Origin of the sequence: Dactylosporangium sp. NBC_01737 (assembly GCF_035963215.1) — a bacterium.
Taxonomy (GTDB): Bacteria; Actinomycetota; Actinomycetes; order Mycobacteriales; family Micromonosporaceae; genus Dactylosporangium.
In genome coordinates, this window is the sequence record NZ_CP109153.1 from 13,086,140 (window position 1) to 13,104,486 (window position 18,347).

An 18,347-nucleotide genomic window follows, 5' to 3' on the forward strand; every position below is an offset into this window, starting at 1 on the left:
CAACAGCCGGACTCAGGCGATACCGGCCGCCTTGCACGCCTCGGCGTAGGCGCCCGCGCACAGGGCGCTCGGCGTGACGAAGCCGTCCTTCACCACCGTCGAGGCGATCGTGTCCTTGGTGACCGTCACCGGGTCCAGCAGGATCGACGGGACCTGCCCGGCCCCGTTGTCGACCGTCGCCGGCGCCGACGGGTGCTTGCCGCGCACCAGGTCGTTGGCGAGCGTCGCGGCCGTCTCCGCCTCGGTGCGGATCGCCTTGTAGACCGTCATGTACTGGTCCCCGACGAGGATCCGCTGCAGCGCCGCGGTCTCCGCATCCTGCCCGGTCACCGGCACCTGGGGCATGCCGGCGGCCTTCATCGCGGCGATCGCGCCCCCCGCGGTGCCGTCGTTGGCGGCGTAGACCCCGACGATCGTGCGCCCCCGCAGCGTCGGCAGGATGCGGGCGGTCCACGCCTTGGCGTTGTCCGGGTTCCACTCCGCGGTGTCGGACTCGGCGGCCACCCGGACCTTGCCGTCGAGCCCGGCGTGCGCGCCCTGCTTGAACAGCGTCGCGTTGTTGTCGGTCGGCGAGCCGTTGATCCACAGGATCTCACCCGTGGACGCCTTCGCGCCGAGCGCCTGCACCAGCGCCGCCGCCTGCAGCGAGCCGACCTTCGCGTTGTCGAAGGAGATGTAGTAATCCACGGCGGTCTTCAGTACGAGCCGGTCGTAGGAGATCACCGGCACGCCTCGTCGACGCTGTGGCCCATGGTGCGGGCCGTCACCGCCTGCTCCTCGACGGCCGCGGCGATCGAGTGCTGATACTCGCTCATCCGCGCGATGACCTCGCCGATCTGCCCGATCGCGGAGACCGCGTCCTCGGTGTCGAGCTGGATCGCCTGGACGCGCTTGCCGATGTCGTCGGTGGCGCGGGCGGTCTCCCGGGCGAGGTCCTTGACCTCCTGGGCGACGACGGCGAAGCCCTTGCCGAAGTCGCCGGCCCTGGCCGCCTCGATGGTCGCGTTGAGCGCGAGGAGGTTCGTCTGGCCGGCGATCGACGTGATCACCTTGATGACCTCGCCGATCTCGCCGGAGGACGCGCCGAGCTTGCCGATGGTCTGGTTGGTGGTCGCGGCGATCGACACCGCGGTCGCGGTGACCGTGGCGGCGTGCGCGGTGCTGCGGGAGATCTCCTCGATCGCGCCGCCCATCTCCATGGCACCGTTGGCGACCGCGGCGACGTGCTGGCTGACCTCGTTGGCGGCGCGGGACACCAGTTCGGCGCGGGAGTTGGCGTCGGTGGCGCTGGTGTCGATCTGCCGGCTGATCGCGGCGAGTTCTTCGGCGGCCACCGACAGCGTCGCGGAGTTGTCGCCGAGGCTGCGGACCGCTTCGCGGGTGCTGGCGGTGGCGGCGTTCAACGCGCGGGCCATGTCGCCGACCTCGTCGCGCTGCGGGATGTCCGCCTCGGCGGTCAGGTCACCGGCGGCGACCGCGGTCAGCACGCCGTGCACGCGCCGGATCGGGCGGACGATGAGCCCGGTCAGGTACCGGCTGAGCAGGAGCGCCGCCGCGAGCCCGACGAGCAGCGCGGCGACCATCGCGACCCGGGCCCGGCCGTAGGCGTCGGACGCCTCGTCGGCGCCGGCCCGGCCGCTGGCCTGTTCGTAGGCGAGCAGGTCGGTGAGCGCGCCCATCGCGTTCGTGGTGACGGTTGCGCCGTCGCCGAGGTACGCGGCCTGGAAGCCGGGGATGTCGCCGGCGGCGACGAGCGGCAGCAGCCGGTTGTCGCGGATGTTGCGGAACGCGCCCCACCAGATGCTGAAGCGGGCCAGCAGCTGCCGCTGTTTCGTCGTCGTGGCCGTCTGGCGGTACGCGTCGAGTTCCTGGTCGACGAGGGCGTCGGCGGCGGCGATGCCGTCCTGGAACGCCTTGCTGGCGACCGGCCCGTTGGACAGGGCGAGGTTGGCGACGTCGTTCTGGACCTTCATGGCCGACTGGTTCATCGCCGCCAGGTGCGAGGACGGCACCAGGTTGTTCTTGTACAGGTCGCCGGCCTTGGTGTTGACCTCGCCGAGGCTCGAGACCCCGACGCCGAGCACGACCGCGCCGACGGCGCAGCACACCAGCACCAGCAGGACCAGTTTCCGCGCAACCGGCTGGTCCGCCAGCCACTGGCGTCTCGGACGCTGCGACTCTGCACGCTCCACGAAACCGCCGATCGGCGGCAAAACGTCCGACCTGAGCGGATTCAGCCCACCGCGCGACGCGGAAGACCCACCGCGCGACACGGAAGACCCACCGCCGTCGCAAAGGTCACGACGCTCACAACGCGCGGCGCAGCCACTCCTCGACGCCCGCGACGTGGATCGTCGCCCACGACTTGGCGAGGTCCGGCTGGCGGGCGGTGATCGCGTCGACGATCGCCTGGTGCTGCTCGCGGGTGCGTTCGGCGGCGCCCTCCTGGGTGAGGCCGCGCCAGATCCGGGCCCGGGTCGTCGGGCCGGACAGCCCGTCGATGAGTGAGCACAGCACGGCGTTGCCGGAGCCTGCCGCGATCTGCCGGTGGAACTCCAGGTCGTTGGCGACGAGCGCCTCGATCGTCGGGGAGGTCCCGAGCTGGTCGAGCACGGCCTGGAGTTTCGCGATGTCCGCGGCCTGCATCCGCTCCGTGGCCAGGGCCGTCGCGGCGGGCTCCAGGATCCGGCGGACCTCCAGGAACTGCAGGACGGTGTCGTCGCGGTGGAAGTCCACGACGAAGCTCAGCGCGTCGAGCAGCAGGTCCGGCGCGAGGCTGGTGACGTAGGTGCCGTCGCCCTGGCGGACGTCCAGGACGCGGATCATCGACAGGGCCTTGACCGCCTCGCGCAGCGAGTTGCGGGACAGGCCGAGCCGCTCGGCCAGGTCCGCCTCCTTCGGCAGCCGATCGCCGGGGCCGAGCTCACCTGAGGTGATCATGCCCTTGATCTTGTCGATTGCCTCGTCGGTCAGTGCCATGCTTGCCTCCGCGGCGACTCTACGCCCGGCTTTCCGATGTCCAGCCGGTAGAACGCGGCGGCGGTGCCGCCGAAGATTGCGGCCCGGTCGGCCTCGGCGACGTCCTGCAGCAGGTCACGCATGGTGTCCAGGACGCCGCGGTACGAGGCGGCGAGCAGGCAGACCGGCCAGTCGGAGCCGAACATCAGCCGGTCGGCGCCGAACAGGTCGAGTGCGGTCTGCACGAAGGGGCGCAGGTCCGCGGGCCGCCAGGAGGCCCAGTCGGCCTCGGTGACGAGCCCGGACAGCTTCGCCGCCACGTTCGGGCAGGCCGCGAGCCGCGCCAGGTCCTCATCCCACGGTTTCACGACTTGCCCGGCAATATCGGGCTTACCGAGATGGTCCAGCACGAACCGGACGGAGGGCAGGTCGGCCGCGAGGCGGGCGCACTCCGCCAGCTGGTCGCGTCGGACCACCAGGTCGAAGGCGAGACCGGCGGCCCCGATCGCCAGCAGCCCCTCCCGGACAACGGGACGGTCCAGGTATCCGGCCGGTTCGGCCTGGACCTGGGCCCGGAGGCCGACCAGGCGCGACGCGCCGGGCAGCCGCCGGTAGCGCTCGAGGGGCAGGTCGGCGGGGTCCGCCCAGGCCACGACGCCCGCGATCTGCGGCGTCTCGGCCGCGTACTGCAACAGCACCGCGGCCTCCCCCTCGTCGCAGCGGCCACCCTCGACGAGGACGGTGTGCGACACCCCGGCCCCGGCCAGTTCGGCTCGCAGGTCGGCGGGGCTGAACGTGCGGCGGATCGGGGTGAGTGCGGGGTCGTCCAGCCAGGAGTATCCGCCCTCGACGTCCCACAGATGGTGGTGCGCGTCCACGACGACGGTCACAGCAGCCCCGCCTCCTGCAGCGCCGGCCACAGCGAGCCGGGTGGCGGCGCGATCGCCAGGGCCGCGTTGCGGCGCACCTGCTCGGGCGCGTCGGCGCCGACGACGACCGCGGTGACCGCCGGGTCGCTGCCCGCGAACGCGAGCGCCGCCGCCGGCAGGGTCGTGCCGTGCCGCTGGCAGACCTCGGCGATCGCGCGGGCCCTGGCCACCAGGGCGGGGGGTGCGGCGGAGTACTCGTAGGGAAGGTCGGCGCTCGGGTCGTCAACGGCGAGCAGCCCGCTGTTGAACACGCCGGCGTTGAACACCTCGACGCCCGCCGCCGTGCACGCGGGCAGCAGCGTCTCGCGCGCGGGCTGCTCCAGCAGCGTGAACCGCCCCGCGAGCATGACCACGTCCGGGGCGCACTCCTCGACCAGGCGGGTCAGGATCGCCGCGTCCTTCGACCCCGCGCCGATCGCGCGGACGAGCCCTTCCTCGCGCAGCTCCGCCAGGGCCGGGAAGCCGGTGCGCAGCGCCACCTCCGGGTGCTGCTCGGGGTCGTGCAGCAGCGCCACGTCGATCCGGTCCAGGCCCAGCCGGGCCAGGCTCGCCTCCAGTGACCGGCGGATCCCGTCGCGGCTGAAGTCCCAGACCCGCCGGTGGGTCGCCGGGACGACGAACCCCTCGGTGTCCGTGCCGCCGGCGTAGGACGGGTCGCCGACCAGCAGCCTGCCGACCTTGGTGCTGATGGTGTACTGGTCCCGCCGGCGCCCGCGCAGCGCTTCGCCGAGCCGCCGCTCGGACAGCCCGAGCCCGTAGTGCGGTGCCGTGTCGAAGTAGCGCACCCCGGCGTCCCACGCGGCGTCGACGGTCGCGCAGGCGCGTTCGTCGTCGATCTCGTGATACAGGTTGCCCAGCTGCGCGCAGCCCAGCCCGAGTCTCATACCGGCGGCCTCACCCGGAGGCCGTGCATGCCACCGTCGACGGCAAGCACGGTGCCGGTCGTCGCGCCTGCGAGGGGGCTGGCCAGGTATCCGATGGCGGCCGCGACCTCCTCGGCGCTGACCAGGCGGCCGGTCGGCTGCCTGGCGTTGAGCGCGGCGAGCTCCGCGTCGGGGTCGGCGGCCTGGGCGAGCAGGCGGCGCACCCACGGCGTGTCGACGGTGCCGGGGTTGACACAGCAGACCCGGATGCCTTCCCGCACGTGGTCGGCGGCCATCGCGGCGGTCAGCGCCTGCACGGCACCCTTGCTGGCGCTGTACAGCGCCCGGTCGGGCAGTCCGGCGTGCGCGACGATCGAGCAGGTGTTGACGATCGCGGCGTGTTCGGACTTGCGCAGGTACGGCAGCGCCGCGCGGCTGACCCGGACCAGGCCGACGACGTTGACGTCCAGGACGCGGTGCCATTCGTCGTCGGTGTTGGACTCCACGGTGCCGACGGCGCCGATACCGGCGTTGTTGACCAGGATGTCCAGACCGCCGAACGCCTCGACGGCCGCGGCGATCCCGGCGCGGACCGTCGCGTCGTCGGACACGTCGGCGGCGATGCCGAGCAGCGGCTCGGGCAGCCCGTCGGGCCGCAGGTCGAGGCACGCCACGCGGGCGCCCCGCCCGGCCAGATGCAGGGCCGTGGCCAGGCCGATCCCGGAGGCACCACCGGTGACGACGGCGGCGAGACCGTCAAATTCCCCTACCACAACTCCCCCAATACATCGGAGGTCTGATGTCTACCAGTCCGCACCCACGAAACACAAGCGCCGTGAGTTTCGATATTCATCCGATGACCGAGGGTGTTTATTGCGAGGGCGTGGCGGCTCTGGCGAGGAACAGGTCGCGCTCCCGCGCGTTGCCCGTCAGGGCCGCGGCCCGGGCGAACTCGGCCCTGGCCTCCTCCGCCCGACCGAGCCGGTCGAGCAGGTCGCCGCGGGCCGCCGGCAGGTAAGGGTAGGACGTCAGGGCACCGGCGGCGGTCAGCTCGTCGAGCAGCTCAAGGCCCGCCGCGGGTCCCGACGCCATGCCGACCGCGACCGCCAGGTTGAGCCGGACCACCGCCGACGGCGCGACGTGTGCCAGCAGCCGGTACAGGGCGACGATCCGCGCCCAGTCGGTGTCCTCGGGGCGCAGCGCCCTGGCGTGGCAGGCGGCGATCGCGGCCTGCAGGCCGTACGGCCCGAGCGTGCCGAGGGTCTCCGCCGCCGTCAGCGCCGCCAGGCCACGGCGGATCAGCAGCCGGTCCCACAGCCGCCGGTCCTGGTCCATGAGCAGCACCGGGGTGCCGTCCGGCGCCGTGCGGGCGCGGATCCGGGCGGCCTGCAGCTCCATCAGCGCGCACAGCCCGTACACCTCGGGCTCCGACGGCAGCAGACCGGCCAGGACCCGGCCGAGGCGGATCGCCTCCTCGCACAGCTGCGGGCGGGCCCAGTCGTCTCCGGCGGACGCCGAGTACCCCTCGTTGAAGATCAGGTACACGACGCCGAGCGCGGCGGACAGCCGCGCCGGCAGCTCCGCCGGGGCGGGCAGTTCGAACTGCACGCGCTCCGCGGCGAGGGTCCGCTTGGCGCGCAGGATGCGCTGCGACACGGTCGCCTCGGTGGTCAGGAACGCCCGGGCGATGGCGCCGGTGCCGAGCCCGCCGAGGGTCCGCAGGATCAGCGCCACCTGCGACTCGGTGCTCAGCGCCGGGTGGCAGGCGGTGAAGATCAGGCGCAGCAGGTCGTCGTGGATGTGGTCGTCGAGGTCCGGCTCGTCCTCGACGGCCGGGTCGGCGGCGCCGAGGACGGCCAGCTTGCGCTCGTAGTTGGCGCGGCGGCGCAGCACGTCGACGGCCCGGTGCTTCGCCGTCGCCATCAGCCACGGGCCCGGGTCGTCCGGCACCCCCTTCGCCGGCCACTGCTCCAGCGCGATGACCAGGGCGTCCTGGGCGAGCTCCTCGGCGAGGCCGACGTCGCGCACGATCCTGGCCAGCCCGGCGACCAGCCGGGCCGACTCGATGCGGAAGACCGCCTCGACCGTGTCGCGTACGTCCACAACCGGTGATTATGCGGGCACCGGCAACACCGGTTCCAGTTCGGCGGTGAACGTGACCGCACGGTTGCGGCCGCGCAGCTTCGCCGCGTACATGGCCAGGTCGGCGTGGCGCATCAGGTCCCCCACCCCGGCCCGCTGCCCCGGGAGTCGCGGGTACCGGGCGATGCCGACGCTCGCCCCGACGGTGACGGCGGCGCCGCGGACCTGGACCGGCACGCCGACCGCCGCGATGACCCGCCGCGCCACGTCGTCGGCCGCGACCGGCGGCACGAGCAGCGCGAACTCGTCGCCGCCCATCCTGGCGACCAGGTCACCGCCGACGCCGGCGCACGCCGCGAGCCGGTCCGCGACGGCGCTCAGGACCCGGTCGCCGGCCTCGTGGCCGTGGGTGTCGTTCACCGGTTTGAAGCCGTCGAGATCCACGTACAGCAGCGCGACCGGCCGGCCCGCCTTGAGCCGCCGTTCGAGGGTGTCCAGCAGCAGCGCCCGGTTCGGCAGCCCGGTCAGCGGGTCGTGGTAGGCGCGGTGGCGCAGGTCGTCGACGACCTCCGCGAGGCGCCGGTTGAGCAGCCGGTTGTCCCGCAGCGCCAGCAGCTGCCGGACCAGGATCAGCACCGTCATCGCGATCATGAGCAGGAACAGCACCCCGTCGACCCGGCCGCCCTGCACGAAGTACGCCGCGACGCCGGTGCACAGCGCCGCGCCGAACGGCAGGTACGGCAGGTGGTCCCAGGTGCGGCCCTCGATGACCATGGCGGCGCTGCCGTCGATCTCCGCCGGCCGGGGCGCGCCGACGCCGACGATCGCGAACCCCAGGAACCAACCCAGGTCGGCGACGTTGCCGACCTGGTACGTGCCGGCGAACACCTGCGAGGCGTACGCGGTGTCGGCGGCGGACACGAACAGCAGCCCGACCGCCGCGACCGCCACGGAACGGCGCCGCGGGCCGCGGGTCTCGTACAGCATCAGCAGGGTGATGCTGCCGATGAGCACGTCCCCGAGCGGGTACGCGGCGGCGCTGACCACGGGGGCGGCGCTGTCGTCGCGGGCGCGGTACAACGGGCCGAGGATCACGGCCCAGCTGATGAAGCACAGGCTCGCGGCCATGATGAGCCCGTCGAGGGCGGCGCGGATCGAGCCGAGCCGGCGGGTCGCCGCCATCCACGCGGCGCCGGCGGCCATCAGGACCGCCGAGACGTTGAAGACGGCGGTCGCCACCTGCGGCGGGCCGAGCAGCCACACCAGCTGCCCCGCCGACCAGGCCAAGAACCCGGCGCCCAGCAGCCGCAGACCGACCCGCATCCGGCCCTGCGCCGGGCTGGCCGACTGCAGCCAGCGCAGCCCGACGCCGAGGGTCAGCACGCAGGTGGCCCAGCCGATCAGGGTGCCGCCGGGGTGCCGGAGCGCGGCGGCCAGCAGCGCCACGGTGGCGACCATGGCGACCGCCGCCTCGCGGAGCCGTGAAGCAGCGGGCACGTGCTCACCTCCCCACCGCGTCGCCGGTCGACGAGGTCCTATCGGCGGCGTCGGCGGGATCCGGGCGGAACGTGGCACGCCTCACCCGGGACCGCACGACGCCGAGGATCAGCACGGCCGCGGCGACGGCGAGGAACACCCACAGCGCCAGGTCCATCGGGAACAGGCCGCCGGACGGCGCCCGGTCCGACAGCCCGAGCCCCGCGAGGTCACCCGGTGGCGGGCCGGTCAGCACCGCCCGGACGTGCGTGGTCTCACCCAGCCACACCAACCCGCCGAGCGCGGCACCACCGGCAAGCAACGCCCATCTGTACATGTGGCCATGCGTAGCAGTGATCAGGGTGAGCGTGCCGGGGACTGGACGGTCACCCCGGCCATTCCATCCCCTGCCGGGCTCGGCCGGTCGGCGTGCCGCGGCCGCCACAAGACCGTGGATCCCGACCGTTGGGCCACCTCTGCGACGCGCCGCGGCGTGGCACGCTGCGGATCGTGAGACGGACCCTCCCGGACTGGCTGCTCCTGCCCGGCGCGCTTGCCTTCGCCGTGTCGCTCGGCAGCTACCTGCAGGTGGCCAGGCTCGAGGGACCGCAGCTGGACGACCCCGACATCGAGGTCTACGTGCAGGCGGGCGCCGCGTTCCGGCACCACGAACACGTCTACGACCTGGCGTTCACCGCCGGGCACTGGCCGTTCACGTACCCGCCGGTGACCCTGCTCGCCTTCGACGAGCTGTCCCGGCTCGGCAGCACCCACGCCCTCGTCACGCTCAACGCGCTGACGATCGTCTCGCTCGTCGTGGTCTGCCTGCTCAGCCTCCGGATGGCGGGCCTGCGCGGGCGGGCCGGTCTCACCGGTGCGGCGCTCGCCCTCGCCGCCGGCAGCCTGTGGCTCGAACCCGTCCAGGCCAACCTCAACGACGGCCAGATCAACATGATCCTGGTCCTGCTCGTCCTGACCGACTTCGCCCTGCCCGACGGGCACCGGCTGCGCGGCGCCGCGATCGGCGTGGCGACCGCGGCGAAGCTCGTCCCCGGCATCTTCATCGTGTACCTGCTGATCACGCGCCAGTTCCGGGCCGCCGCGACGGCAACCGGGGTGTTCGCCGCGCTGACGCTCCTCGGCTTCGCCGCCGACTGGCGCGACTCGGCCCAGTACTGGTTCACCGGCATGTTCGCCAGCTCCGGCCGGGTCACGCAGGACGCCGCGCTCGGCGGCTCCCTCGACCAGTCGCTGCACACCCTCGCCGCGCGGTGGACCGGCTCGACCGGCGTCTACTACGCCCTGGCCCTGCTCGTCGCCGTCGCCGGGTTCGCGGTCGCCCTCGCCGCCCACCGGCGCGGCGAGGAACTGCTCGGGGTCGCCTGCGCCGCGCTCACCGGCCTGCTCATCTCGCCGGTGTCATGGACGTACCACTACGCCTGGATCGTGCCGGTCCTCGTCGCGACCGCCGCCGTCGCCGCGCAGGTCCCCGCCCGCCTGCGATGGCTCGCCGCCGGGCTGCCCGGGGTGCTCGTCATGGCCTTCCTCGCCTGGCCGATGCAGGGCCGCGGCGAGCACATCGCCGCGCCGCGCGGGCTGCTGTGGCACCTACCCGACATCGAGGACCCCACCACGTGGCACGGCGTGCAACGGCTCGTCGGCGACACGTACACCCTGGTCAGCATCGCACTGCTGGTCCTCGCCGCGCTGTGGCTGCGGCCGGCGAAAACCGCTGTCGAGCCGGCGCCGGTCGTGGCAGGTTCGACCGTGTGACCGAATACCTGCGCCTCAACCGCGCCCAATGGGACGAGCGTGCCCCCGCGCACGCCGCGTCGCCCGGCTACTCCCGGCAGCGGTTCATCGACGACCCGGCGTATCTCAGCGACGTCGTGCGCTTCGACCTGCCGCGCCTCGGCGAGCTCGGCGGCCTGCGGGCCGTGCACCTGCAGTGCCACATCGGCACCGACACGCTGTCGCTGCACCGGCTCGGCGCGCAGGTCACCGGCCTCGACTTCTCCGGCGCGTCCCTGGCGCAGGCCCGCGACCTCGCCGCGGCGACCGCGGCGCCGATCGGCTACGTCGAGTCCGACGTGTACGACGCACCGAAGGTGCTCGATCAGGGGACCTTCGATCTCGTGTACACCGGCATCGGCGCGATCTGCTGGCTGCCGGACATCCGGCGCTGGGCCGGTGTCGTCTCCGCGCTGCTCAGACCCGGCGGGCGGCTCTTCATGCGTGAGGGCCACCCGATGCTGTGGGCGATCGACGAGACCCGCGCCGACGGTCTGCTCGCCGTCGACCAGGCATACTTCGAACGCGCCGAGCCGCTCGTCTGGGAAGAGGACGGCACCTACGTCGAGACCGACGTGAAGTTCCAGAACACGGTCACCCACCAGTGGAACCACGGCCTCGGCGAGATCGTCACCGCGCTGTTCGACGCCGGCCTGGACCTCACGATGCTCCAGGAGCACGACAGCGCCCCGTGGGACGCCCTGCCCGGACGGACCGTCGCGGACGAGCACGGCGAGCACCGCCTCGCCGAACGCCCGTGGCGGCTGCCGCAGACGTACACCCTCCAGGCCCGCAAACGGTGACGCTCTAGAATTCCCTTTTCGCCGCTGCTTGTCTGGGGAGTGCCGCCGTGTCCGCTGACTCATCTCGGGATGCCGTTACGGCGGCCGCGCAGGCCGCCCGCGCCGCCGCGCCGTCACTCGCCGCGGCCCCCGCCAAGACCATCGACGACGCGCTGCGCGGCATGGCCCGCCGCCTGGTCACCGCCCGCGACGAGATCCTCGCCGCGAACCGCGAGGACCAGGCCGCGGCCGTCGCCGACGGCATGAGCGGCGGCCTGCTCGACCGGCTCAAGCTCGACGAGACCCGCCTCACCGCGATGGCCTCCCAGCTGGACATCCTCGCCGGCGTCGAGGCCGAGCCCGCGCAGCGCACCGTCCGCACCCTCGACGGCGATCTGGTCCTGCAGGAATGGCGCCGCCCCGTCGGCGTCATCGGCGCCAACTACGAGGCCCGCCCCAACGTCACCGTCGACGTCGCCTCGCAGCTGGTCAAGTCGCAGAACGCGGGCGTGCTGCGGACCGGCTCCGCCGCCCTGGCCTCCGCCGTCGCGCTCATGGACGCCGTCGTCGCGCCCGCCCTCGCCGAGGCCGGCCTCGACCCCGCCGCCGTGCAGCTCGTGCGGGCCCGCGGCCGCGACTCCGCCGAGGCCCTCGTCTCGCAGCCCGGCCTCATCCCCCTCGTCATCCTGCGCGGCAGCGGCGACTCCACCCGCAGCCTCGCCGAGCGCGCCGCCCTGCACGGCGTGCGCACTCTCGCCCACGCCGACGGCGGCGGCGTGCTCTACCTCGACGAGGCCGCCGACCCCGCGAAGGCCGCCGCCCTCATCGACGCCGGCCTGGACCGCCTCGGCGTGTGCAACCGGCTCAACCTCCTGCTCGTCCACGAGTCCCTGTGGTCCTCGACCGTCCCCGGCATCGTGTCCACCCTGGCCGCCCGCACCCCGTCGATCGCCGCCTCGCTGCCGCCGCACAGCCACGCGCTGGGCTACGAGTGGGCGCTGGACTCCGCCGACGAGGCGACGGTGACGATCGCGCCGGTGTCCGGCCCTCTCGCCGCGGCGCAGCTCGCCAACGACGCCACGTCCGGGCTGGCGGCGGGGATCGTCACCGAGTCCGCCGCCGCGGCCCGCGAGTTCCTGGCGGCGTATTCGGGCACCGGGGCGTTCTGGAACGCGACGACGCGGCTGCTGGACGGGTTCAAGCTGCTCGCGCTTCCGGAGACGGGGATCAACATCGACCGGGTGCCTGGTCCTCGGGGGCCGGTGACGTTCCGGGATCTGTCGTTGCGGCAGTATGTGGTGGTGCCTGCTTCCCGGGTTGCTGATATCGCGGGTTAGTTCTCCCCCACGATCCAGTGGTCGTCTTGCGGTTGCTCGTCCGCGTGGGGGTGCGCCGCTTGGACTGGTTCCTGGTGTCGGTCCTCGGGGCTCGGTGGTTTCGCGCAGCCTGCGGCGGCGCGGACGGGTAGCGCGGTCACCGTCCGTGCCGTAGTTGCGGTGATCCCGAGCCAGGTCCGAACTCACATGATCCAGCGCCGTCGGGCGCATCATTCGGTGCTACAACACCGTTTTCAGTCAAAGAGCGAAGACCATCGATCACTAGACCGGGGAGTACCAGCGCTCGGACGGCGATCTTCCGTCCCGGCCCATGATCGAAGGACGGCGGTGGCCGTCCGGACGACCACCCGGAGCCTTCGATCAAGACGGCGGGCGGGCTGGATCTTGGTGCGCGCCTCGGGCGCACCGCGGTTTGGGTGATTTGCGATGGTTTTTGATACCAGCGACGGTGTGGCACCACCGAATGACGACCTCGACGGCGCTGGATCATGTGAGCGCGGACCTGGCTTGGCATCACCTCGACACGGCACGGACGGCAACCGCGCTACCCGTCCGCGCCGCCGGAGGCTGCGCGAAACCACCGAGCCCCGAGGACCGACACCAGGAACCACTCCAGGCGGCGTACCCCCAAGCGGACGCCCAGCAGGAAGACGACCACACGATCCTGGGGGTGAAAACAGGAAACCTCAGCCCGTAGCAGCCGTAATCGCCGCAACCTCCGCAGGCGTCAATGCAACAGAGGCAGCAGCAACATTCGACTCCAGATGAGAGACCGACCCAGTACCCGGAATCGGCAGAATCGCCGACGACCGGCCCAGCAGCCACGCCAGCACCAACTGCCGCGTCGTGATGGAGTACCGCGCCGCGATCTCCTCGACCGCGGTCACCCCGTCAAGGTCCTGGATCGGCGCCCAGGGCAGGAACACGATCTGCTCCTGCTCGCAGAGATCGACGAGAGACTCCGAGCCGCGGTCGTCGACGTTGTACCGGTTCTGGATCGACACGATCGGGGTGAGCCGCTGCGCCACCCGCAGCTGCTCCTCGGTGAAGTTGGAGACGCCGATGTGGCGGATCTTGCCGGCCTCCTTGGCCTCGACGAGCGCGCCGATCGAGTCCTCCAGGGGCACGTTCGGGTCGGGGCGGTGGAACTGGTACAGCGGGATCTGCTCCAGGCGCAGCTTGCGGAGGCTGCCGTCGAGGGCCTTGTGCAGGTGGGCCGGGTCGCCGTTGGCGGTCCACTCGCCGGGGGCGGGGCGCTCCAGGCCGCCCTTCGTGGCGATGACGAGGTCGTCGGCGTACGGGTACAGCGCCTCCGCGATCAGCTCCTCGCTCACGTCGGGGCCGTAGGAGTCGGCGGTGTCGATGAAGTTGACGCCCAGGTCCACGGCGCGGCGCAGGACCGCCACGGCGTCGGCGCGGCTGGGCGGGTCGCCCCAGATGCCGGTGCCGGTGATGCGCATGGCGCCGAAGCCGAGCCGGTTGACGGTCAGGTCACCGCCGAGGTCGATGGTGCCGGCCGCCCCGGCGTGCGCGCTGATCTGCTCTGACATGCGGCGGGATCTCCTAAGAACGAAAGGCAGGTACCCAGCCGAACCTATCCACGGTGCGGCGGTATTCCACATCCGGTAGCTGGGATGTCAGGTGGGATGCGTGGTGAATTGCTTATGGATTCGAGCCGACGGGAGTGGGTATCGTGGCCCCTCACGCGAAGGCGAACCCGTTTGGAGTGATCCGATGAACGCACAGGACCCGACCGGGGTGGACCCCGACAGCCCCGAGGGCCAGGCCAAAGCGGCCGCGCGGCGCGAATACGAGCTGGCGCAGAGCCGCGCCGTGCACGAGGCGCGCGGCGGACGCATCGACGACGGTGCGGTCGACTCGACCGGGCAGCTGGTGCGCGAGGCGCGCCGCGCGACTCAGCTCGACGAAGACATCTGAGACATCTGAGTTTCGCGTTTCGTCGCGTACATGCGGGCGTCGGCGCGTTGCAGCAGCGCCTCGGCGGCCTTCGGGTCGCCGTCCACGACGCCGATGCTCGCCCGCACCAGCAGCCGGTGACCGTCGACCACCACCGGCACGTCCAGCAGGTCCAGGAACCGGCGGGCGACGGCGTCCGCGTCGCGCGCGTCGGAGCCCGGCAGCAGCACCGCGAACTCGTCCCCGCCGATGCGGGCCGCGGTCCCGCCGGCGGGGACGCTGGCGGCGAGCCGTTCGGCGACACCCACGAGCACCGCGTCCCCAGCGTGGTGGCCGTGGGTGTCGTTGACCACCTTGAAGTCGTCGAGGTCGACCAGCAGGACCGCCGCGACGCGGTGCGACGCGGCGGCGGCTAGGTGCGCGTCGAACAGGGCCCGGTTGGCCAGGCCGGTCAGTCCGTCGTGGGTCGCCTGGTGGCGCAGCTCGTCCTGCAGGAGGCGGGCCTGGGTCGCGTCACGGGCGTTGCTGACGTAGCCGCCGACGCTCGGCAGGTGCAGCAGGTTGCGGCTGACCACGTCCAGCCAGCGCCAGGAGCCGTCGGCGTGCGCGTAGCGGACCTGGTAGCTCACCGACGCGTTCGGGGTGGCCCGCAGCGTGTCCATCGCGGTCGCGAACGCCGGCAGGTCGTCGGGGTGGATGTGGGAGGCGACGGTCGTGCCGAGCACCGCCGCGGGTGACTTGCCCAGCAGCCGCTCCGTCGCCGGGGTCACGTAGGTCAGCGCGCCGGTCACGTCGACGATCGAGGTGATGTCGGTGGAGTGCGCGAGCAGCGACCGGAAGTGTTCCCGTTGCGCGCCGAGCTCCGACAGCAGGGCCGCGTTCTCCCGGAACGCCAGCAGCTGGCGGGTCACGACCAGGGCCGTGGTCGCGGCGAGCCCACCGAGCAGCAGCCACACGTCGGGGCCGGTCCCGTCGCGCAGCACGATCGGCAGGGCCGCGAAGAGCCCCACGAGCGTGGTGTACGGCAGGAGACTGTACGGCCGCCGCGCCGGGCGTACCGAGCGCACCGGGTCGAGGCGCACCGAGTGCTCCTGCAGCCGCGGGCCCAGCGCCAGCAGCGCCGCCGGCAGGACCTGCGCGGCCAGCAGCAGGCGCTGGTGGGTGCCGTCGGCGGTGACGAGGGCGCCGACGCTGCCCTGGATCACGGCGGCGGCCAGCATCGGCGCGGCGGCGAGCACGGTCAGCGGCGCGTTGCCGCTGAGCACCAGTTTCACCGCGGAGAACCCGGTGATGGCGATGATGACGGTGCCGAGCAGCAGCGCGACCGGCGAGCCGCCGATGCCGGTGTGCGGCAGGAGCAGCAGCCAGATGAGCACGCCGGCGCCGATGAGGACCGCGCCCGCGTCCAGCCAGAAGCGCACCTTCACCGCCGTCGACGGCAGGTGCGCCGGGTGGGTCACCATGACCCAGATCAGCCAGCAGGATCCGGCGACGATCGCCGCGGCCTGGAACGAGTTCGGCACGGCCGCCGCGGGTCCCGGGTGCAGCCACGCCACGGCGGTCTGGCTGAGGTCGCCGACGACGAACAGCACCGCGGCCTGCCCGGCCCGCCGCCAGAACCTGCGCGCGTCCTCCGGCAGGCCGGGCATCGCCGCGACCCGCCGCGCGAAGACCCAGATGAGCAGGTCGTACACCGGCAGGGCGGACCAGAAGAGCCGCACGCCGCCGGTACCGGTGAGCAGGCAGACGACCAGCAGCACGGAGGCCGCGGCGAGGGCGATGAGCGCCGGGTCCCGCCGCAGCTGCGCTCTCATGGGGTCAGCGCCGGGTTGAGCCGCAGGAACGCGGCGTCCACCTGCGCGACCGGTCCGGGCCGGGCGAAGTGGTAGCCCTGCGCGAGCCGGCAGCCGAGGTCGTGCAGCAGCCGCGCCTGCTCCTGGGTTTCGATGCCCTCGGCGATCGCGGACAGGTGCCGGCTGGTGCCGAGCTGCAGCACCGCGCGGGTGAACGCGTGGTCCTCGCCGGCGGCCGCGGTGTCCGTCGGCACGAACGACCGGTCGATCTTGAGGATGTCGACGGGCAGCTGCGTCAGGTACGACAGCGACGAGTACCCGGTGCCGAAGTCGTCGATCGCGACGCGGATCCCGTGCGTGCGCAGCCCGTCGAGGGCGGCGAGCAGCGGCGCCGCGTCGTCGGCGACCCCGACGAACACCGACTCGGTGATCTCCAGGACCAGCGCGGCGGCCGGCAGCCCGGTCCGGGCGAGGGTGCGCAGCACCTGGTCGGCGAAGCCGGGCTCGGCGAGCTGCCGCACCGACACGTTCACCGTCAGCGACGTGCCGTGCCGGTCGTGCCAGTCCTTCGCGTCCCGGCACGCCTGCTCCAGGACCCACGCGCCGATCGGCACGATCATCCCGGTCTCCTCGGCGACGGGGATGAAGTCCAGCGGCGGCACCGGCCCGCTCGGCGGCGTCCACCGCAGCAGCGCCTCGACGGCCACGATCCGCGCGGACGGCAGCTCCACCACCGGCTGGTAATGCACGGCCAGCTCGCCGCGGTCGACGGCGTGGCGCAGCCCGGCGCTGATGCGGGTGAACGTCTCGCGGGCGGTGCGCAGCTCCGGTCGGTACACGCTGACCCGGTCCCGGCCGGCGCGTTTCGCCGCCCGCAGCGCCAGTTCGGCGTCGGCGACCGCGTCGCGGGGCGCGGCCCTCGGTGTGAGGTGCACCAGTGCGAGGCTGGCGGTCAGGTGTACGGTCCGCGCGCCGATCGTCAGCGGCGCCTTCAGCTCCGCCCGCAGGTGCTCGGCGAGGTGCCCGGCGCGCAGCGGGTCGACGTCCTCGACGAACAGCGCGAACTCGTCGCCGCCGAGCCGGGCCAGGGTGTCGGCGGGCGCGGCGACGCCCCGCAGCCGGGCGGTGACCGCGACCAGCACGTCGTCGCCGAAGCCGTGCCCGTGGGCGTCGTTGACGTCGGTGAAGCGGTCCAGGTCGAGCAGGATCAGCGCGTGCCGGCCCTGATCGTCGTTCCTCGTCAGCGCCCACTCCATGCGCTGCGTCAGCAGCGCCCGGTTGGCCAGGCCGGTGGTCGGGTCGTGCAGGGCGCCGTGGCGCAGCTGGTGCTCCAGGGTCTCCCGCTCCGCGAGGGCCTCGGTGAGTTCCCGGCCGCGCCGCTCCAGCTCACCGGCGTGCAGGTCGAGGTCCGCGGAGCGGCGCTGCGCGACCCGGGCCAGGCCGCCGAGGCGCAGCACCAGCAGCAGCGACAGGGCCGCCGACACGACCGCCGGCACCAGGAGGTGGTCACCGTCGCCGTTGCGCTGCTGCACGACGAACGCCAGCGGCCCGATCAGCGCGGCGACCGCGAACGTCATGATCCGGGCGCGGGACATGGCCTGGCCGTCGGCGGCGCGGTCCCCGGCGGCGGACCCCGGCCGTTCGCGCTGGAGCCCGGCGAACCCGAGCGCCAGGTACGACAGCAGCCACAGCACGTTGTCGACGAGGTCGACCGACCGGGTCGCGCCGGTCGCGGCGTGGGCGAAGAAGATGAAGTTGGCCGCCAGCAGCAGCCCCAGGCCGAGCAGGACGAGGCGGTTGGCGCAGCTCTGCATCGCGTCGGTGAACAGCACCCGCACCCCGGTCGCGAACAGCACCAGGTCGCACACCGGGTACAGCAGCGCCAGGGCGGTCGCGCCCGGCCCGCCCTGGTCGGCGTGGTGCAGGTACGGGTGGACCAGGACCATCCAGTCGACGAGCGCCAGGCCGGCCGCGATGATCGACGCGTCGAGCAGCGCGGTGCGGGCCCGCCCGCCGGTCGCGCGGACCAGGCCGGCCATCAGCAGCCCGTAGGACAGCAGGTAGCCGATGTCGTTCCAGGACGGGAACGGGATCGCCCCGTCGTGGCGCAGGTCCTCCACGGACCACACGACGTCCGACGCGAGCCGCACCGCGACGCCCGCCACGACGAGCCGCCACGGCGCCGCGACCGTCGCGCGGTCCCGCCAGACCCGCACGAGCAGTGGCGAAGCGCACACGATCGCGGTCAGCAGCCAGATCACGTGGCCGACCCGCCCGCTCGTCAGCGACGACGCGACGATCCCGGCCGCGCCGAAGGCGAGCAGCACCCGTTTCGTTGTGTGCACACGCGCCTCCTGTCGGTGATCTGTGTTGAGTCCACCTCCGGGTGGTTGCGTCGCGGTTGCCCGCCGGGTTGCCG

The 18,347-nt window shown here is 73.0% G+C and carries 16 protein-coding genes; 4 read left to right on the top strand and 12 right to left on the bottom strand.

What is annotated here, in order from left to right:
- Positions 1-12: 12 nt before the first annotated feature.
- From OHA72_RS60430 to OHA72_RS60470, 9 genes are all read right to left on the bottom strand, one after another.
- Entirely contained in the window at positions 13-723 is a 711-nt protein-coding gene (locus OHA72_RS60430; RefSeq protein WP_327005088.1) for a sugar ABC transporter substrate-binding protein, read from the bottom strand.
- Positions 720-2,192, bottom strand: coding sequence for a methyl-accepting chemotaxis protein (locus OHA72_RS60435; RefSeq protein WP_327005089.1), 1,473 nt, complete (start codon positions 2,190-2,192; stop codon positions 720-722). The genes OHA72_RS60430 and OHA72_RS60435 overlap by 4 nt, the downstream gene beginning before the upstream one ends.
- 115 nt (positions 2,193-2,307) lie before the next feature.
- Positions 2,308-2,979: a FadR/GntR family transcriptional regulator gene (locus tag OHA72_RS60440; RefSeq protein ID WP_327005090.1), complete on the bottom strand. Its 672-nt coding sequence runs from the start codon at positions 2,977-2,979 to the stop codon at positions 2,308-2,310.
- On the bottom strand, positions 2,970-3,848 hold the full coding sequence (locus OHA72_RS60445; protein ID WP_327005091.1) for an amidohydrolase family protein: 879 nt from the start codon (positions 3,846-3,848) through the stop codon (positions 2,970-2,972). The genes OHA72_RS60440 and OHA72_RS60445 overlap by 10 nt, the downstream gene beginning before the upstream one ends.
- Complete coding sequence (locus tag OHA72_RS60450) at positions 3,845-4,771, bottom strand: aldo/keto reductase (protein ID WP_327005092.1); 927 nt, start codon at positions 4,769-4,771, stop codon at positions 3,845-3,847. Before OHA72_RS60450 ends, OHA72_RS60445 begins: the two co-directional genes overlap by 4 nt.
- On the bottom strand, positions 4,768-5,523 hold the full coding sequence (locus OHA72_RS60455; protein ID WP_327005093.1) for an SDR family NAD(P)-dependent oxidoreductase: 756 nt from the start codon (positions 5,521-5,523) through the stop codon (positions 4,768-4,770). The genes OHA72_RS60450 and OHA72_RS60455 overlap by 4 nt, the downstream gene beginning before the upstream one ends.
- A 97-nt stretch (positions 5,524-5,620) precedes the next feature.
- Positions 5,621-6,853: an RNA polymerase sigma factor gene (locus OHA72_RS60460; RefSeq protein ID WP_327005094.1), complete on the bottom strand. Its 1,233-nt coding sequence runs from the start codon at positions 6,851-6,853 to the stop codon at positions 5,621-5,623.
- Between the two features lie 9 nt (positions 6,854-6,862).
- Positions 6,863-8,329, bottom strand: a complete 1,467-nt coding sequence (locus tag OHA72_RS60465; RefSeq protein ID WP_327005095.1) for a diguanylate cyclase domain-containing protein — start codon at positions 8,327-8,329, stop codon at positions 6,863-6,865.
- A 4-nt stretch (positions 8,330-8,333) separates the two neighbouring features.
- Positions 8,334-8,645 carry a hypothetical protein gene (locus OHA72_RS60470; RefSeq protein WP_327005096.1) on the bottom strand — a complete coding sequence of 104 codons (312 nt, stop codon included), beginning with the start codon at positions 8,643-8,645 and terminating at the stop codon, positions 8,334-8,336.
- A gap of 173 nt (positions 8,646-8,818) precedes the next feature.
- Between OHA72_RS60470 and OHA72_RS60475 the strand changes: the two genes are divergently transcribed.
- The 3 genes from OHA72_RS60475 to OHA72_RS60485 are packed head-to-tail and all read left to right on the top strand — an operon-like array spanning position 8,819 to position 12,218.
- Complete coding sequence (locus tag OHA72_RS60475) at positions 8,819-10,081, top strand: glycosyltransferase 87 family protein (protein ID WP_327005097.1); 1,263 nt, start codon at positions 8,819-8,821, stop codon at positions 10,079-10,081.
- Positions 10,078-10,902, top strand: a complete 825-nt coding sequence (locus OHA72_RS60480; RefSeq protein ID WP_327005098.1) for a class I SAM-dependent methyltransferase — start codon at positions 10,078-10,080, stop codon at positions 10,900-10,902. Before OHA72_RS60475 ends, OHA72_RS60480 begins: the two co-directional genes overlap by 4 nt.
- A 47-nt stretch (positions 10,903-10,949) precedes the next feature.
- Positions 10,950-12,218: an aldehyde dehydrogenase family protein gene (locus OHA72_RS60485; protein ID WP_327005099.1), complete on the top strand. Its 1,269-nt coding sequence runs from the start codon at positions 10,950-10,952 to the stop codon at positions 12,216-12,218.
- Positions 12,219-12,904: 686 nt separating this feature from the next.
- Here OHA72_RS60485 and OHA72_RS60490 read toward each other — a convergent pair.
- Positions 12,905-13,756, bottom strand: a complete 852-nt coding sequence (locus tag OHA72_RS60490) for an aldo/keto reductase (protein WP_442788796.1) — start codon at positions 13,754-13,756, stop codon at positions 12,905-12,907.
- A gap of 196 nt (positions 13,757-13,952) precedes the next feature.
- Here OHA72_RS60490 and OHA72_RS60495 point away from each other — a divergent pair, with 196 nt between their 5' ends.
- On the top strand, positions 13,953-14,156 hold the full coding sequence (locus OHA72_RS60495) for a hypothetical protein (protein WP_327005101.1): 204 nt from the start codon (positions 13,953-13,955) through the stop codon (positions 14,154-14,156).
- Here the strand turns inward: OHA72_RS60495 and OHA72_RS60500 are convergent.
- Positions 14,135-15,949, bottom strand: coding sequence for a diguanylate cyclase domain-containing protein (locus OHA72_RS60500; protein WP_327005102.1), 1,815 nt, complete (start codon positions 15,947-15,949; stop codon positions 14,135-14,137). The two genes, OHA72_RS60495 and OHA72_RS60500, sit on opposite strands and share 22 nt — an antisense overlap.
- Complete coding sequence (locus OHA72_RS60505) at positions 15,946-18,273, bottom strand: putative bifunctional diguanylate cyclase/phosphodiesterase (protein ID WP_327005103.1); 2,328 nt, start codon at positions 18,271-18,273, stop codon at positions 15,946-15,948. Before OHA72_RS60505 ends, OHA72_RS60500 begins: the two co-directional genes overlap by 4 nt.
- Positions 18,274-18,347 lie beyond the last annotated feature (74 nt).

What these genes read in the sequence shown, in the direction of transcription:
- OHA72_RS60440 (WP_327005090.1), bottom strand. Translation starts at nt 2,979, where the DNA reads ATGGCACTGACCGACGAGGCAATCGACAAGATCAAGGGCATGATCACC.
- OHA72_RS60450 (WP_327005092.1), bottom strand. Translation starts at nt 4,771, where the DNA reads ATGAGACTCGGGCTGGGCTGCGCGCAGCTGGGCAACCTGTATCACGAG.
- OHA72_RS60470 (WP_327005096.1), bottom strand. Translation starts at nt 8,645, where the DNA reads ATGTACAGATGGGCGTTGCTTGCCGGTGGTGCCGCGCTCGGCGGGTTG.
- OHA72_RS60495 (WP_327005101.1), top strand. Translation starts at nt 13,953, where the DNA reads ATGAACGCACAGGACCCGACCGGGGTGGACCCCGACAGCCCCGAGGGC.
- OHA72_RS60500 (WP_327005102.1), bottom strand. Translation starts at nt 15,949, where the DNA reads ATGAGAGCGCAGCTGCGGCGGGACCCGGCGCTCATCGCCCTCGCCGCG.